Origin of the sequence: Paraburkholderia atlantica (assembly GCF_009362785.1) — a bacterium.
Classification (GTDB): domain Bacteria; phylum Pseudomonadota; class Gammaproteobacteria; order Burkholderiales; family Burkholderiaceae; genus Paraburkholderia; species Paraburkholderia atlantica.
The window spans coordinates 1-15,790 of the sequence record NZ_WHNQ01000006.1; the positions used below are offsets into that span (position 1 = coordinate 1).

The following is a 15,790-nucleotide window of genomic DNA, read 5'->3' on the forward strand; positions in this document are numbered from 1 at the left end:
CGTGTGGAGCATGTCTTCGCGGTGGTCAAACGACTGTGGGGCTTCACGAAGGTGCGTTACCGCGGGTTGGCGAAGAATGCGAACCGGGCCTTCGTAGCTCTGGCGCTCGCCAACGTGTACCTGTCGCGCACGCGATTGATGGCACAGGTGTGCCCGTAATGGGCGAAACGCGGGCAAAACGCCCGCGTGCAATGCCCGCAAGGGCCAAAAGCCAAAGGGTGACGGTCGGCTTCACGACCTGAACACCTCAACATCGCCGACACGTCGCAAATTCAGCGGCTTGTTCAGCGTAGCCCTAGGGATTTTCTAAAGGAGCAGGGCTGGTGATAGTTGATGGATCACCCTCCCTTTTGCTTTTTGTACTGGGAAAATAACAATCTATAACGGAAGGTAATGGTCGAGGCTGGGTCAGAACGCAAAACGCCTCAGTTTTCGGGTGTCGCCTTAATCTTCCCGGACTGTTGACAAGCCAATACGGGTCGATCTGAAGGCTCGAGTTTTTCGACTTGAGCATTCGGCATGCGTTTTCACGCAGCCTCGGTCGATAACGGAAGAGTTCTGAACCGTACCGGAATTTGTGGAGGCTCGCATTCTCGAGAGAATCGAGCCATAGACAAGTAGGCAACATGGGTCTTCCGCGGAAGTCCGGAAGGGCGCAATGCGTCTGGTACGCGAGCAGCATCGCGAACATCCGTCGATGTGGACGACGGTCGAATCGACTGCGCCGATGATCGGCTGTACGCCCAGACGCTGCTGGTTTGGACAAGCGCGAGGAGGTCGAGCGTGACGAACACGATGGTATGAGCACAACCGAGCGAGAACGCGTCAAGGCCCTGGAGTGTGAGGTCAAGAAGCTGCACCGTACCAACAAGATTCTCAAGCTGGCGAGCGCGGTTTTCGCCCTGGCGGAGCGCGACCGCCGATTCAGGTCCTGGAGGCTTTTCGTCGATCAGCATCGCGACACCTTCGGAGGCGAGCCGATCTGTAAGGTCTTGCGGATTACCCCGTCGGGGTACCGACGCCGTCCTGCTCAGCTTTGCGATCTGTCCAAGCGCTGCTCCCGCGCCAAACGCGATGAGCTTCTGCAACCGGAGTTCACGCGTTTCTGGCAGGCCAATACGCAAGTTTATGGAGTGCAGGAAGTCTGCAAACAGGTGAGGGGGAGGGCATAGTGGTTGCGCGTTGCACGGTCGGGCGGCTGATGAAGCTGCGAGGCTTGCGAGGCGCAGTTCGCGGCAAGCGAGTTCGCACGACGACTCCCGATACGTCCGCGCCGTGTCCGCTGGACCGGGTCAACTGGCAGTTCAAGGCCACGCGGCCGAACCAGTTGTGGGGTCGGACTTCACCTCTGTCTCGACATGACTGGGCCGGCTGTACCGTGGCGTTTGTGATCGACGTGTTCGCCCACCGCATCGTTGGCTGGCGCGTCAGTTCGTCAATGACCACGGATCTCGTTCTGGATGCACTTGAACTGGCGCTGTACGCGCGCCAACCGGCCGACGATGGGACTTTGATACACCGCTCTGATAGTGGTCTCAAAATGCCAGCATATGGTGCAACGGGCGTTCGGCCGAAGCGGGCATCGAGCCGCCCGTCGGCAACTACGATAACGCGTTGGCTGAAACGATCAACGGTCGGAACTGACTCATCGGCGTTCCCCGTGGAAAATTGGAGAATCCGCCGAACTGACGACGCTCGAATGGGTTGCGGGGGTACAACCATCATCGATTGATGGAACTGTCGGCTATATCCCGCCCGCCGAACCTGTGGCAGCCTACAACAGGCAACACAGAACTACCGCTGACGTGCTTGTATCAACTTAGATCAACCGGCCTCCACGATTCCTGATGTGATTCATCATTTCTTTAAAAAACGGGTGGATTGGCGGTGCCAGTGCAACGCCCGATCAGGCTTGTCCGGCACTACATGACGACGTAGTTACCCATTCAAGATCCAATTTTCGAACGAATTCGTTTCCGGGCGTCCTTCACAAGGTCACGAATAGCTGGGCTTTCTTGGGATGAGTGCGCGAGCACCAGTTTGATCATCATCCGCATGAACTCTTTACGTTCATCCGGCGTCAACGGAGCCAGCAAGCGAACTTGAGACGCCTCGGCGCCGTCAACTACTCTGTCAATGCGTTCGCGACCCGCTTCTGTAATGGAAATATTGCTGACTCGGCGATCTTCAGTGCTTGCTTCCTTGGTTATAAGGTCTTCAGACTTGAGACGCTCTAGCACACGCATGATGCTGGTGCGGTCTATGTCAGTAGCCTGGCACAACGTTATCTGGTCGATTCCCGGCCTGTCGGCGATAACCTGAAGGGCACCGAATTGAATCGACGTCATGTTGTAGTCTTTTGTTTCTTCTGCAAACAGACGCACCGACACTTGTTGAAGTCGGCGAATGAGCGCCCCAGGCTTTGTAAAAGGATTGAACATAGAGGATAAAATTAGCCGATGGATTAATTCAAAAGAACGGCGCTAGCGCCGCTTCCGATGGAGCAGCTAGGACTCAATCCTTGGATGCTTCCTTGAGCAATCCCAACTTCCTGTACTCCACGATTGATGAGATATTCGCCGTCTCGAGTGGAATGGGACGAGTTGCATTCCGCTATAAGATAGGATGCTGCGCACCCTTGACATCGAGCCATGTGCGGTAGGATGTCCCACCACGGAACCGGATCAGTATCGCGCAAAATCTGACGCAGCGAACTGGTAATCGTATCCATCCCTGAACTACAACCGGTCGTCATAACGACCTCCCAGTATTTTAACTGCTGACCCGCGACTATAATCGATCATTTCGCGAACGAATATTAAATCGATCAACAGCATGCTGTCAATGCAGGGAGTCGTCGGAGGAAAACCCTCTAGGGATATAGCCTTAACAGGAGTCGATTAGAATGAGGGTGTTAATTTAAGAAAAGGTATCATTTAATTTTAGTTACATGCCATCAGAATCAGCATGCTTCCCGTCTGGCGGAACGACAATTAAACTCCCCAAAAAAAGGCGCTCGTGCTGTCGCCCCAAATTATCGTAAGCGACCACGCCGACATTGGGCATGCAATTTTTTTGCGGTGCCTTTCCCTATTCGACGCCCCTCATTTTGACCAACGTGGACACGAACAGACTGAGGACTCAAACACGCAGACGCTGTTGGTTTGATGGCGGCGTCGCGCGCGTAAGCTGGCGCGGCGTGCAGTACTTCAGAGCTTTACGCCGGTCCTGCTCATCGTAGTATTCAAGTCCGATAGCCAGGCGCGAAAACGCCGTTGGTGCGTCAGGCCTGTACGTAGGCAACCTGATTCTGCTTCGTGGTCGTCGCGAACGATCTGGCCATCCGATTGCTCGGTCGCGAACATTCCGGTGTAGCCAGCGGCTCAAGCTCCGGCTCGTGAGCGAAGCAGCACATGCGGTAATCGATGTAGGCCGAACTGTTGTCCCTCGTCCATACAAAGGGCTGCGCGGCATGCGCGGTGCCGAACTGCTGTTCGACGGCGGCTAGCATCACGTCGCACACTACCTCTTCGCTCAGCCGCCCGGTCGTCGTCGCCCAGCTCGTCGCCTCCGGCCGTAGCAGTCCAGCGCGGATGCTACGCGCGACGCCGTGCCATCATCGCACCGGAACTCAAACGCATCGGGCACGGGCATGTCTTGCAGCGGCCCACCGCAACGCGACCGCGCCGCCGCTTCCTTTGCCGCACCAGAATAGATTGCTCTTGCCCAGAAGGGCGATCACGATTCGGGATTGTCACTAGAGTGATTAATTGTTGACAGGCGATGTTGCCAAGCGTACGCTCAACGAAATCGTCACTATAGTGACAATTCGATCTCTGAAAGAAAAGTAATGGCGAAGCCGACTGTAGCCCAGGAAAAAGATCCTCTGGATGATCTTGGTCAGTCCATTCGCGGACTTCATCAGATATCCGGGTCAATCTTTCTTCGAGAGGCAGAAACCATTGGCTTGATGCAGGTGCAATTCGGCACGTTGGTCACCATTGCAAATGCTGCTCCCGGCATCGATCAGTGACGTTTTGTCGGTGTGCCGCACTCGATCGTCAACCGGCCAGCACTCTAACGCAGCGTCTAGTAGACAAGGGTTTTGTGGATCGAAACGCAAAGAACGGGCGTACGCATTCGTTGTTCTTAACGTCTGGCACCAAGAGCATTGTTGCGCGGATGCAGAAGAGACTAGATGTGGTCGTTCATCTGATTCTCGCGCCTTTGGCCGCCGACGAAAGGTCCGAGTTTATGCGCATTCTGATGAAACCCGTGACGCCGAATAGCGATCTGAGCCGATCTACACAGCAGCAAGTATTAGCTGCCAATCCTGAACATATCGCATCGTGAACGAATCTGACCGTGAGGCGGTACGGCGTGCGTGGAAAGACGCCGGTCTCGCGCCCTTGTGGAAGAGCCCGACAACGCATAAGCCGCCGCCTGACCACGTCACACCTTGGTATGCCGGGGAGATTCGGAAGCAGGGCCACTTCCTCAAAGCCTCCGGTTCCGTCGTTGGCGCCGGGGAGGGCGTGATTGTTCGCTTCCCCGATCGCGAGACTCATCACGAACTTGAACTTGCGGTCGTCATTGGTCGGAAGGGTAGGAACATAAGTGTCGACGATGCACCATCCTATGTCGCCGGCTATTGTACTGGACTCGACATGGTTGTCCGAGATCCGGAGGATCGTTCATTGCGCAAGTCGCTCGACACTTATTCGGTGCTCGGTCCGTATGTGATCGCTGCCGATGGGATACCGGACGTCTCAAGTCTGCACATAACGTTGAGGGTCAGCGGCGAGCAGCGCCTGTCGTCCTTTCCTCGCGATATGACTATCAAAATTGGGGAACAGATTGCTTGGATCAGCGAATGTCGCACGCTTTGGCCTTGCGACGTAATCGTGACCGGCACGTCCAAAGGTGTATGACGTGTTGTACCTGTGGATGTAATGCAATGCCAAATTGAATGTGTGGGTTCGATGTCGGTCAACGTCGTCTAATTTGCTTCGGAAGCGTTTATTAAAATTATGTTGGAGAAAAACTATGAGCAGCCCTCGTTTTAGCCTCGCTTGCTGGGATTACGACCGCGTGCGTCCCCTCATGGACGGCCACGTCCGCGTCGATGGTGCGGATCTGAACTTCCTGGCCTTGACACCCGAAGAAACGTTCTTTCGCGCGTTCCGTAACGCCGAATTCGAAATCACCGAACTGTCGCTGTCCACGACTCTGATGACGATGTCGCGCGGCGAATGCCCGTATACGCCGATTCCCGTGTTTCCTTCGCGCTCATTCCGTCACTCGGGCATCTACGTCCGTGCCGGATCCGGCATCAAGACCCCCGAAGACCTGAAGGGCCGTCGCGTGGCCACGCCCGAATATCAGGTCACGGCAGCGATGGTCGCTCGTGGCATCCTCCAGGACGAATACGGAGTTCATCCTTCGGATGTCGAATGGATTCAGGCTGGTCTGACGAGCACGAATCGCATCGACAAGGTCAACTTCATTCCGCCCTCAGGCGTGACCATCGAGAAGATCCGTGACCGCACGATTCCCGAACTGTTCGAGCGCGGCGAGATCGACGCACTCGTGTCCCCGCGTGCACCGAAGGGCTTCGATCCCTCGGGCGACGGTTCGGTCCAACGTCTGTTCACCGACCCGAACGCTGAAGCAGATTACTTCAAGAAGACGGGTATTTTCCCAATCATGCACCTGATCGGCGTCCGCAATGACGTGCTGGCTGCCAATCCGTGGTTGCCGAGCTCGCTGATGAAGGCGTTCACGAAAGCGAAAGACATTGCCCTGAACGAACTCGCGGAAGCGACGGCCCTCAAGATCGCAATGCCGTTCCTGCCCGCACAGGTCACAGCACTGCACCAGACGTTCGGCCCGGACTTCTGGCCGTACGGCGTGGAAGCCAATCGTGCGACGCTGGAGGCCTCCGTGCGTTGGTCGTTCGAGCAAGGCCTGTCGGCCCGTCAGATGACGGTCGAGGAACTGTTCGCGCCACAATCGCTGGCATCGTTCCAGGTCTAATCAACCCATAGGTGCATCGCCGGTGTCCCGCAGACATCGGGCCTCGTTTCAAATCCATTGCCGCATAAGAACGGCGCGAAGGAGACCGGCACGATGGCAGGAAACGTTGTAAGCAAACGAGCGCTCAGCGCGCTTTCATCGTCGCTCATTGTGGCGGTCTTCCTGACCTCGTGGCGCTCTCCGTGTGGATCGACGTGCTGGTCACTCGCGCAGCTGTAGCTCAAGCGAGTGCAGCACCTCGTAACAGGGCAGTACCTGCGCGACGCTCGCATTAGGCTCGCGTCCGTCAAGAATGGCGGAAACGAATTCGCGGTCCTGAAGTTCGATTCCGTTGATCGAAACGTCGACGTTCGATACATCGATCTTTTCTTTGCGGCCATTGAACAGGTCGTCATAGCGCGCGATGTAGGTATCGCTGTCGCCTATGTAACGAAAGAACGTTCCCAACGGTCCATCGTTATTGAAGGAGAGGCTCAACGTGCAGATGGCGCCGTTCTGCGCTTTTAATTGAATGGACATGTCCATGGCGATGCCGAGCGTTGGATGGATCGGGCCGGCGATCGCGTTGGCTTTCACGATAGGGCTTGCGCATTGGTACGCAAACAGGTCGACTGTATGAGCGGCGTGGTGCCAGAGCAGGTGATCAGTCCACGTACGGGGCTGGCCTAACGCGTTGATGTTCGTGCGGCGGAGAAAGTAGGTTTGCACGTCCATCTGCTGGATATGAAATTCGCCTCGCGAGAGGCGTCGATGCACCCATTGATGGCTCGGGTTGAATCGGCGCGTATGACCGCACATGGCCACAAGCCCTGTCTCGCGCTGGAGTCTCACCACGTCCTGTGCATCTTGCAACGAATCGGCGAGCGGAATTTCAACCTGGACGTGCTTGCCGGCTCTGAGACACGCCATCGTCTGACTTGCGTGCATCTGCGTCGGCGTGCAGAGAATGACGGCGTCGACATCATCGCTGCAAAGTGCGTCGCTCAGATCTGCGCTCACGTGGCGGATGCCGTAGCGTTCCGCAACGTCGCGCGCAACCTCTGGGTCGCGGCTTACAAGCCACGTGACTTCGACATTTTCGATGTCGCGCAGTCCGTCGAGATGCTTAATGCCGAACGCGCCCGCTCCGACCAGCGCGACCTTGACTTTGGTGTCGTTTTCCATCTGTGAAGAATCTTCCGTAAAGAAAGTTGCCACAATCTGCCTGGCCGACGGCATGTGCCGGTCTGTCCGCGACGCCGTGCCTTGGGGCACAGAACAGCACTATTGGAGCACAAGACCGCCTTCGGAAGCGGAAATCCGATACGCATTTGTGCTCAAATGAAGGCGATGAAGTATCGGCTTCCGGTCGACCGCGAGCACTGGAAGTGCTGCTCCGAGTCGCGCGTTCAACAGAGGCCCACTCAAGAATCGGCATGAGGTTGCAGCGGAGAAGTCGTTGAGATCCTGCCGCCGTGGTTGCCAACCCAGTAGCGAGAAATGGCGCGTAAATTTGCCATAAGTTAAATTGTCCCTCGCACAACTGAAGGAGCTAAGTTATAGCCCACTTCTAGTTGCGTTCAAACGACCAGTTCCGGACCGGGAAGCGGCGCGGTGATTGCACCCGCTATCGCCGCAATCCGCGCGCCAGCGTCTACACTAAAAATTTCCCTCGCCGCGCGGCGGAGCGGGGCGGCCACTTACCTCCAGCCGCCGGTCGAGCCGTCAAGGGCATATAAGGGCCGATGACGGTAGTTCTTTAGGTTTGTTCGACGCCTGCCCGCATGCGCTGACGCGCGCTTGCCCGAGCCTGCGGACATGGGCAGGCGTCGAACAAACCTAAAGACCAGCCGCCGGCCGGCTCAGTTAGGCAACTGTGACCTGACGGTATCGCTGACGGTATCAACCTCCGAAGTCATCTGGAGACGCATGGCTTGGACGATCTTTCTTAAGCGGGCGTAGCTGATTTTCCGATGCGGCCCACCTAAAGCCGTTCAGTGCCGGGCGGGAATGTCGGTATCGCTGACGGTATCGGCGGCCGGTATGGGACCCCAATTAGGCCCAGCGTTTGGTTTGCGGCAGGTGGTTGTCAATTGAATGGGGATTCGCGGCCATCGGTGTGCGGATTCGTGAGCGACATATCGTCCGAACCGCGGTGTCAATCGACTGCGCCACCTGCCGGCGTTGTTCTGCATAGTCCGTCGATATAGTCCGCCCACTCTTGCATCACGCGGCGGCGATCATCATCGAAAGTTGTTCTGTCATAGGCCTTCTGTACGTCGCCTCGTTTTGCATGTGCGAGTTGCGCTTCGAGGACGTCGATGTCGATGCCGAGTCGCTCCCGGCCAACGGTCCGTAGCATACCCCGGAATCCGTGCGTAGCATGCTTTCCTTTGAATCCCATCTCGCGCAGAGCCTTGCTTAACGCGTCTCGATGCAAATGCGGTGTTTTCTGGCGAGCCGGAGATGGAAACACATAGTGTCCGCGGCCTGTGAGCGACTGCAACTCGCCGAGCAACGTAACCGCTTGCTTAGGTAAGGGCACAATATGGTCGTGGCGCATCTTCATCCGCACGGCCAGAACATGCCATTCGCCCGCTTTCAGGTCAATTTCGTCCCACGGTGCGGCTGCGATCACTCCGGGGCGTAAGCCCGTGAGCATGGTCAGTTTCAGTGCGGCCCTGGTGATCGGTGACTTATAGGTATTGATCGCTTGCACCAGCGGGACGATGTCCGTGGGTTTCGTAATTGCCGGGATGTGGCCTTTCTCGTGTCGCGGGATGACGCCGCGCAGCGACAACGGAACACCGTCCTCCCGCAGACTATGGTGGATCGCGTACGTCACGATGCCGCCCACGTATTGGCGTGCCTTGGTTGCGAGGTTGGGGGCATGCTCCGCTATTGCTTCCAACACCGGTTTGACTTCCGATGTCGCGAGCGTCGAAATGGGCTTGTTGCGTAGTGGCGGGATCAGGTATTGCCGAACTACGAACTCCGCTTTGCGGTAAGTCTCGTCGGCCCACTCCTTGCGCTTGAACGCGAGCCAATTCTCCGCGACGAGATGGAACGCCCCTTCAGCGGCGCGTTTGCGTGCAGCGGCTTCGGCTCTGCGGTGCTCGACCGGATCAGTACCATCACGCACGAGACTACGCGTGATCGCAGCGGACTTGCGCGCCTCGACGAGTGCAACTTCGGGATATGGACCAAGACTGAGAAAGTTTTCTTTGCCAGTACTCGGGCGGCGATAGCGGAGCAGCCACGTTTTGCTTCCGTCCGGCCAGATGCGTAAGGCAAGCCCGTTCCCGTCTGAGAGCAGGTAAGGGCGCTCGCGCGGTTTGGCGACGCGGAATACGACTTCGGACTTCGGTTCGGCGCGTTTGGGCATCGCTCGGCACCTCGATTCCGTGTATACGCAAGAGTATACGCAAAAATCACTGATGCCGCCGGTATATGGCGGTTGCCAGCGGAAACAAAAAACCCCGTAAGACCTTGATCTTACGGGGTTTCTCGGACTACACCGGCTTACGCCGGAAAAACTAATGGTGCCCAGGAGAGGACTCGAACCTCCACGGTGTTGCCACCGCTAGGACCTGAACCTAGTGCGTCTACCAATTCCGCCACCTGGGCACGTCTTCAAGCTAGACCGCTATTTTAGCAAGATGATTAAGTTTGTCAATCTCTGCTTCAAACAAACTTGCTTATCTCATCCGCCCGGTTGAACGCGCAGCGAAGTGATACAACCGCTACCGAACCACCGTCCTGCTGATCCGGCAATCGAAATAGGAACAGCGATTTCGATTGCCAGGCCTTACACAAAAAAGAGAGCCGCCAGAAGGCGGCTCTACTTTCGAATCTGGTGCCCAAGAGAGGACTCGAACCTCCACAGTGTTGCCACCGCTAGGACCTGAACCTAGTGCGTCTACCAATTTCGCCACCTGGGCAGGTGATGAACTGCAAAGACCGCCATTATAGCGACCGATTCCGACCTGTCAAGCGATTCGCCGAACGCGTTTGAACCTCGCGGCGAGCCGGCGCACGACGCGTCCGAACCACCGGCGCAGGCCCGCGTGGCGCCCGACACGGGTGTTAGAATGCCTCGCAGTAGTTCGTTGGCACGATGCACATCCGGTGTCGCGACGCGAGTGTCGACATGCGATCAGCCAGACGCGCGTCGGCCTCGCGTTGAACGAGCCGAACCCAGGCAGTTTCCTGTGCTAATCGCAGTAGAGCAGTCGAGCAGAAGAGCAGCAAGCAGCAGGTGTAATGACCGAGGCAGCGCAGCCGCCTTACAGATGCAGCCGAGCGCAACTGCGCGCATTAAGCAAACGCCTTCCAGGCCGGACCACATCGCCGACCGACGTCCATGCAACGAGAAAAAATCATCGACAAGCCCTTGAGCAAATTTCCGTATCCGATTCCAAGCCGCGAAGAAATCCTCGGCGTGCTGCGCACGAGTGAAACGCCGCTTGCCGCGAACGACATCGCCGAAGCCCTGTCGATCAAGCGCCAGGAGCGCGAAGGATTTTTCAAGCGTCTCGGCGCGATGGAGCGCGACGGCCAGATCCGGCTCGATCAGCGCAATCTCTATCAACTGACTCATCCGTCGAACTTCGTCGCGGGCCGCGTGCAGGGCCATCGCGACGGCTACGGTTTCCTGATTCGCGACGACGGCCAGGACGACCTGTTCCTGCCCAACGGCGAGATGCAGAAGGTCATGCACAACGACCGCGTGCTCGCGCGCATCGTCGGCTATGACCGGCGTGGGCGGCCCGAAGGGCACATCGTCGAGGTCACGGACCGCGCGAACAAGCGCGTGATCGGGCGTCTGCTCAACGAGAACGGCGCGCTGATCGTCGCGCCCGAAGACAAGCGCATCGGCCACGACATCCTGATCACGCAGAACACCCGCAAGGCGAAGGTCGGCCAGGTCGTGGTGGTCGAGCTGACCGATTTCCCGAGCCGTCATTCGCAGCCGCTCGGCCGCGTGGTCGAAGTGCTCGGCGATATCGACGACCCCGGCATGGAAATCGAAATCGCGGTGCGCAAGTACGGCGTGCCGCACGAATTCAGCGAGGCCGCGCTCGGCGAAGCGGCCAAGCTGCCCGACGAAGTGCGCCCGGCCGACATCCGCCATCGCGTCGACCTGCGCGACGTGCCGCTCGTCACGATCGACGGCGAGGACGCGCGCGACTTCGACGACGCCGTCTATTGCGAGCCGGTCAAGGTGGGCCGCGGCGACGGCTTCCGCCTGATCGTCGCGATCGCGGACGTGTCGCATTACGTGCTGCCGCAAAGCGGGCTCGACACCGACGCGATCGAGCGCAGCACGTCGGTGTATTTCCCGCGCCGCGTGATCCCGATGCTGCCGGAGAAGCTGTCGAACGGACTGTGCTCGCTGAATCCGCAAGTCGACCGCTGCGTGCTCGTGTGCGACATGATCGTCACCGCGCGTGGCGACGTGAAGGCGTATCAGTTCTATCCGGGCGTCATGCATTCGGCCGCGCGGCTCACGTACACCGAAGTCGCCGCGGTGCTGACAAACACCAAGGGCCCCGAGGCGACCCGCCGTGCGGCATTGCTGCCGCAACTGCAGAATCTGTATAGCGTCTACAAGGCGCTGTTCGCGGCGCGCCAGAAGCGCGGCGCGATCGACTTCGATACGACGGAGACGTACATCGTCTGCAACGCGCAGGGCAAGATCGAGCAGATCGTGCCGCGCACGCGCAACGACGCGCACAAGCTGATCGAGGAATGCATGCTGGCCGCGAACGTGTGCGCGGCGGATTTCCTGAAGCGCAACAAACACCCGGGCCTGTTCCGCGTGCATGCGGGCCCGAGCGCGGAAAAGCTCGAGAACCTGCGCACGTTCCTGCGCGGCATGGGCCTGACGCTCGGCGGCGGCGACACGCCGCACGCGAGCGACTACGCCGCACTGATGGCGCAGATCCGCGACCGGCCCGACGCCTCGATGCTGCAGACGATGCTGCTGCGCTCGATGCAGCAGGCGGTCTACAGCCCCGACAACATCGGCCACTTCGGTCTCGCCTACGAGGCCTACGCTCACTTCACGAGCCCGATTCGTCGCTATCCGGACCTGCTCACGCACCGCGCGATCTACGCGATCCTGCAAGGCCGCAAGTATCAGCCGCAGCCGCCGCACGGCGTCGAGCTCAATACCGCGCTGTCGCCGCGCGCCCGCGCAATGCAGCAGGCCGACGAGGAAAAGCGCGGTGCCCGCGCTCGCACGAACAACGTGGCGATCTGGGAAGAGCTCGGGCTGCACTGCTCGGCCAACGAGCGCCGCGCGGACGAAGCATCGCGCGACGTCGAAGCGTGGCTCAAGTGCTATTTCATGCGCGACAAGCTCGGCGAAGAGTATGGCGGCATGGTCAACGGCGTCACGTCGTTTGGCATCTTCGTGCAGCTCGATTCGCTGTTCATCGAAGGTCTCGTGCATGTGACCGAACTCGGCTCGGACTACTTCCAGTACGACGAGATCAGGAACGAGCTGCGCGGCGAGCGCACTGGCATTCGCTACCGGCTGTCGGATCGTGTGCGCGTGCAGGTGAGCCGCGTCGATCTCGACGCGCGCAAGATCGACTTCCGTCTCGTGCGCGATACGCCGATCAAGCCGCCGGCGCCACGCGGCATCGCCGCGGACAAGGGTGAAGGCGCTGGCCCGCGCGTGCGCGCGTTGTCGTCAGTCGAAGGCGGTGCCTCGGTGCAGGGTCCGCGGCGCAAGAAAGCCGCGCCCGCGCAGAGCGTGGCGGTCAAGGAAGCGCGCGCCGCGCGTGGCGCGGCGAGGAAGCATGGCGTCGCGAGCAAGGCGGCGTCGAAGCAGGCACGCAAGAAGCGCTGAGGCTTTCACCGCGCCGGGACCGCGCGCAGCGGGCACGTGAACGCGTGCCGGTTGCGCGCGGTCTGCCTTTTGGTTTCATCTTCATCACAGCGGCGCGCGTTGAATGCGCGCCCAATCAAAGGTTGTTCAGTCATGGCACGTCATAAGGTTTTATACGGTTTCCACGCAGTGACCGCGCGTATCCGGCACGATGCGTCGACGGTCGAGGATGTCTACTACGACGCGACGCGTAAGGACCGTCGTATGACCGAATTCCTGCAGGCCGCGAAGGACGCGGGCGTGCGTCTGATCGCCGCCGACGAAACGCGTCTGTGGGGCCTCGCGCGCACCGAGCGCCATCAGGGCGTGGTCGCGCGCGCGGGCGATCTGCCGCTCGCGCAGAACCTCGCCGAACTGCTCGACGGCATCAGCGGTTCGCCACTGATCCTCGTGCTCGACGGCGTGACCGATCCGCACAATCTCGGCGCCTGCCTGCGCGTCGCCGACGCGGCCGGCGCGCACGCGGTGATCGCGCCGCGCGATCGCGCGGTGGGACTGAACGCGACTGCCGCGAAGGTCGCAAGCGGCGCGGCCGACACGGTGCCGTATATCACGGTCACGAATCTGGCGCGCGCGCTGCGCGAACTGAAGGACGCGGGCGTGTGGGTGGTCGGCACGGCCGGCGACGCGCAGAAGAGCGTCTACGAAACGGAACTCGACGGGCCGGTGGCGCTCGTGATGGGCGCGGAAGGCGAGGGCATGCGGCGTCTGACGCGCGAAACCTGCGATGTCGTGATGAACATTCCGATGGCGGGGACGGTGGAAAGTTTGAATGTGTCCGTGGCTAGCGGGGTGTGCCTGTTCGAGGCGGTGCGGCAGAGGGCGGTGAAGAAGTAGTTTTCTGTCGTTGGACTCGTTGTTGGATGATTCTTGGCGCCCGGAACGCGGTGGTGGTTTCGGGCGCTTTGTTTTGGGTGTGGAGGATGAGGCTATTCGCGCAGAAGACGCTTTAGTTCCTCAAAAAAGGACTCCGTTGTGTATCCCCATAAGATGGGATCGAAATTGAAACCGTACGTTTCTGAAAATATTTCATCGAGATTCTCGCCTGTTTCTTTTTTGAATTTATCTATTTCGGTCAGCGCAGCCTGGATTTCTTCTGGGGAGCTATCTCTCTTGAAACACGAGACTATTTCGTCCACGGTTTCGCCCCAGTATTCTGAATCCTGATTGAGATACGCGCCGAACAGCACGTGGAACTCAGGGTATGCGCTTTCGTCGATCATTTCACCAGGTACGATGTAAAAATGTAATAGGGCATTCCGTTCTACTCTTCAAATCTAAAGACGACCTGAACCGTACTCATTTGCTTGAGTTCTCCTGTCGCTCGAATGACGCCATAGCCCACATTCCTTCCGACATCCTGATACAGAACGAGATCTCGCCTCGGATTCGACCGAGCCCAATTCCTGATCTTCGGCGTGTTGGACTCCATCACCTTGGAGATAGCCCATTCCGCCGCCGCCAAGTCCCGAAACGACGATACTACTCTTCTCTCGGATTCCAATCGCAGTCTCTCCCGCAACTGTGCCTCAGTCCTCCCCACATGCTTCAGTTTGGTATGCCCGCCGATCCGGCTACCGGCTGTGGCCTCATGCGCATCCAGACTAATCCGCCCCATCGTAATCCGCGCGACACGCGCGGCTTTGATCGAGCCGATGAGTCCGAACGGAACGGCGATGTCGAGCGACACGCCGAACACCACGCAGCCGGCCTTACTTGCCATCGTCGGTTCAGGCAGCACGCATAGCGCTGCCGCTCCGACCATCTCCGCTACCCCTGCGGCGACCTGTAGGCCGCCCCAGAGCCGGTTACTCAGCATCTCCGTCTGGCTGATCGATCCGCGCGTCAATATGGCGGCCAGCTGCGGCGCACTGAGCACCACGCGCATGCCATCTCCATCGTATTCCTGCGACATTCCAGAATCCTCTGTGGTCTTGCGGGCCTAAAAACCAGCAAGCACCACAGAGGTTTGATAGGGGCGATGGATGATTCTTGCGACTCAATGTGTCCAAAGGTGTCCGGCAATCGAGCGCACTCCGCGGCACAAAGCGCGCCCAAACCGAACCCTCCCCCCGCCACTCCGGTAAACTATCGGTTTTTCACGCTTCTCCCGCCTCTCCCATGACTCAAGACGAACTCAAGCAACTGGTCGGCCAGGCCGCCGCCGATTATGTGAACGCCAACGTGCCGCAAGGCTCGGTGATCGGCGTCGGCACGGGCTCCACCGCGAATTGTTTCATCGACGCGCTGGCCGCCACCAAATCCCGCTATCGCGGCGCGGTGTCGAGTTCGCTCGCCACCACCGCGCGTCTGCAAGCGCACGGCTTCAAGGTGCTCGATCTGAACGAGATCGACTCGCTGCCGGTGTACGTCGACGGCGCCGACGAAATCGATCGCAGCGGCGCGATGATCAAGGGCGGCGGCGGCGCGCTCACGCGCGAGAAGATCGTCGCGTCGGTGTCGGAAGTATTCGTCTGCATCGCGGATGCGAGCAAGGTCGTCGAGACGCTCGGCAAGTTCCCGCTGCCGATCGAAGTGGTGCCGATGGCGCGCACCGCGATCGGCCGCCGCGTGACGGCGCTCGGCGGCGTGCCCGTCGTGCGCGTGACGAAAGAGGGCGTGCCGTTCATCACCGACAACGGCAATGAGATCATCGACGTGAAGGGCTTGAGCATCAGCGACCCGCGCACGCTCGAGGCGCATATCAATGCATGGCCCGGCGTCGTCACGGTCGGCCTGTTCGCGGGCCGCGGCGCAAATCTGTGCCTGCTCGGCACCGACACCGGCGTGCAAACGATCACGTACGGCCAGAATTAAGCGACTGCGTTTCCGTTCGCTCTGACGCGTGTGAGCCGTTCCAACGGTTCACACGCGTTT

At 59.2% G+C, this 15,790-nt stretch carries 12 protein-coding genes, 2 tRNA genes, 1 pseudogene and 1 other annotated feature; of the genes and pseudogenes, 8 read left to right on the plus strand and 7 right to left on the minus strand.

Translation table 11 applies throughout. The features are described 5' to 3' along the window. Positions 1 to 159: transposase (locus tag GCT19_RS10655; protein ID WP_152851873.1), on the plus strand; the 159-nt coding region annotated here is incomplete at its 5' end. A gap of 499 nt (positions 160 to 658) precedes the next feature. Next, positions 659 to 1,823 (plus strand): annotated as a pseudogene (locus GCT19_RS10660) (IS3 family transposase). Next, positions 890 to 1,007, plus strand: a sequence feature (AL1L pseudoknot). It overlaps the preceding pseudogene by 118 nt. A gap of 123 nt (positions 1,824 to 1,946) precedes the next feature. Here the strand turns inward: GCT19_RS10660 and GCT19_RS10665 are convergent. After that, positions 1,947 to 2,441, minus strand: a complete 495-nt coding sequence (locus tag GCT19_RS10665; protein WP_152851874.1) for a MarR family winged helix-turn-helix transcriptional regulator — start codon at positions 2,439 to 2,441, stop codon at positions 1,947 to 1,949. Positions 2,442 to 3,850: 1,409 nt separating this feature from the next. Here GCT19_RS10665 and GCT19_RS10670 point away from each other — a divergent pair. The 3 genes from GCT19_RS10670 (at position 3,851) to GCT19_RS10680 (ending at position 6,036) form a co-directional block, all read left to right on the plus strand. After that, positions 3,851 to 4,033, plus strand: a complete 183-nt coding sequence (locus GCT19_RS10670) for a hypothetical protein (protein WP_152851875.1) — start codon at positions 3,851 to 3,853, stop codon at positions 4,031 to 4,033. A 316-nt stretch (positions 4,034 to 4,349) separates the two neighbouring features. Next, positions 4,350 to 4,931: a fumarylacetoacetate hydrolase family protein gene (locus GCT19_RS10675; RefSeq protein ID WP_152851877.1), complete on the plus strand. Its 582-nt coding sequence runs from the start codon at positions 4,350 to 4,352 to the stop codon at positions 4,929 to 4,931. Between the two features lie 115 nt (positions 4,932 to 5,046). Next, a complete protein-coding gene (locus GCT19_RS10680) occupies positions 5,047 to 6,036 on the plus strand; it encodes an ABC transporter substrate-binding protein (RefSeq protein ID WP_152851879.1) in 990 nt (329 codons plus the stop codon). 201 nt (positions 6,037 to 6,237) lie between these two features. On the opposite strand, the gene GCT19_RS10685 is transcribed toward GCT19_RS10680, so the two are convergent. The 4 genes from GCT19_RS10685 to GCT19_RS10700 form a co-directional block, all read right to left on the minus strand. After that, a complete protein-coding gene (locus GCT19_RS10685; protein WP_152851880.1) occupies positions 6,238 to 7,200 on the minus strand; it encodes a Gfo/Idh/MocA family oxidoreductase in 963 nt (320 codons plus the stop codon). Between the two features lie 973 nt (positions 7,201 to 8,173). Then, positions 8,174 to 9,400 (minus strand): tyrosine-type recombinase/integrase, encoded by a 1,227-nt coding sequence (locus tag GCT19_RS10690; protein WP_152851881.1) that lies wholly within the window; start codon positions 9,398 to 9,400, stop codon positions 8,174 to 8,176. Between the two features lie 155 nt (positions 9,401 to 9,555). Further along, positions 9,556 to 9,642: transfer RNA gene (locus tag GCT19_RS10695), tRNA-Leu, on the minus strand. Between the two features lie 227 nt (positions 9,643 to 9,869). After that, a tRNA-Leu gene (locus tag GCT19_RS10700) sits at positions 9,870 to 9,956 on the minus strand. A 422-nt stretch (positions 9,957 to 10,378) separates the two neighbouring features. Here GCT19_RS10700 and rnr point away from each other — a divergent pair. Both rnr and rlmB read left to right on the plus strand, forming a co-directional pair. Further along, on the plus strand, positions 10,379 to 12,874 hold the full coding sequence (rnr, locus tag GCT19_RS10705) for a ribonuclease R (RefSeq protein ID WP_152851883.1): 2,496 nt from the start codon (positions 10,379 to 10,381) through the stop codon (positions 12,872 to 12,874). 132 nt (positions 12,875 to 13,006) lie between these two features. Then, positions 13,007 to 13,750, plus strand: a complete 744-nt coding sequence (rlmB, locus tag GCT19_RS10710) for a 23S rRNA (guanosine(2251)-2'-O)-methyltransferase RlmB (RefSeq protein ID WP_013089240.1) — start codon at positions 13,007 to 13,009, stop codon at positions 13,748 to 13,750. A gap of 92 nt (positions 13,751 to 13,842) precedes the next feature. On the opposite strand, the gene GCT19_RS10715 is transcribed toward rlmB, so the two are convergent. Beyond that, positions 13,843 to 14,136, minus strand: a complete 294-nt coding sequence (locus GCT19_RS10715; RefSeq protein ID WP_018432156.1) for a contact-dependent growth inhibition system immunity protein — start codon at positions 14,134 to 14,136, stop codon at positions 13,843 to 13,845. A gap of 41 nt (positions 14,137 to 14,177) precedes the next feature. After that, positions 14,178 to 14,828, minus strand: coding sequence for an RNase A-like domain-containing protein (locus GCT19_RS10720; RefSeq protein WP_152851885.1), 651 nt, complete (start codon positions 14,826 to 14,828; stop codon positions 14,178 to 14,180). A gap of 206 nt (positions 14,829 to 15,034) precedes the next feature. Between GCT19_RS10720 and rpiA the strand changes: the two genes are divergently transcribed. Continuing rightward, positions 15,035 to 15,730 carry a ribose-5-phosphate isomerase RpiA gene (gene rpiA, locus GCT19_RS10725; protein WP_152851887.1) on the plus strand — a complete coding sequence of 232 codons (696 nt, stop codon included), beginning with the start codon at positions 15,035 to 15,037 and terminating at the stop codon, positions 15,728 to 15,730. Positions 15,731 to 15,790: the final 60 nt, after the last annotated feature.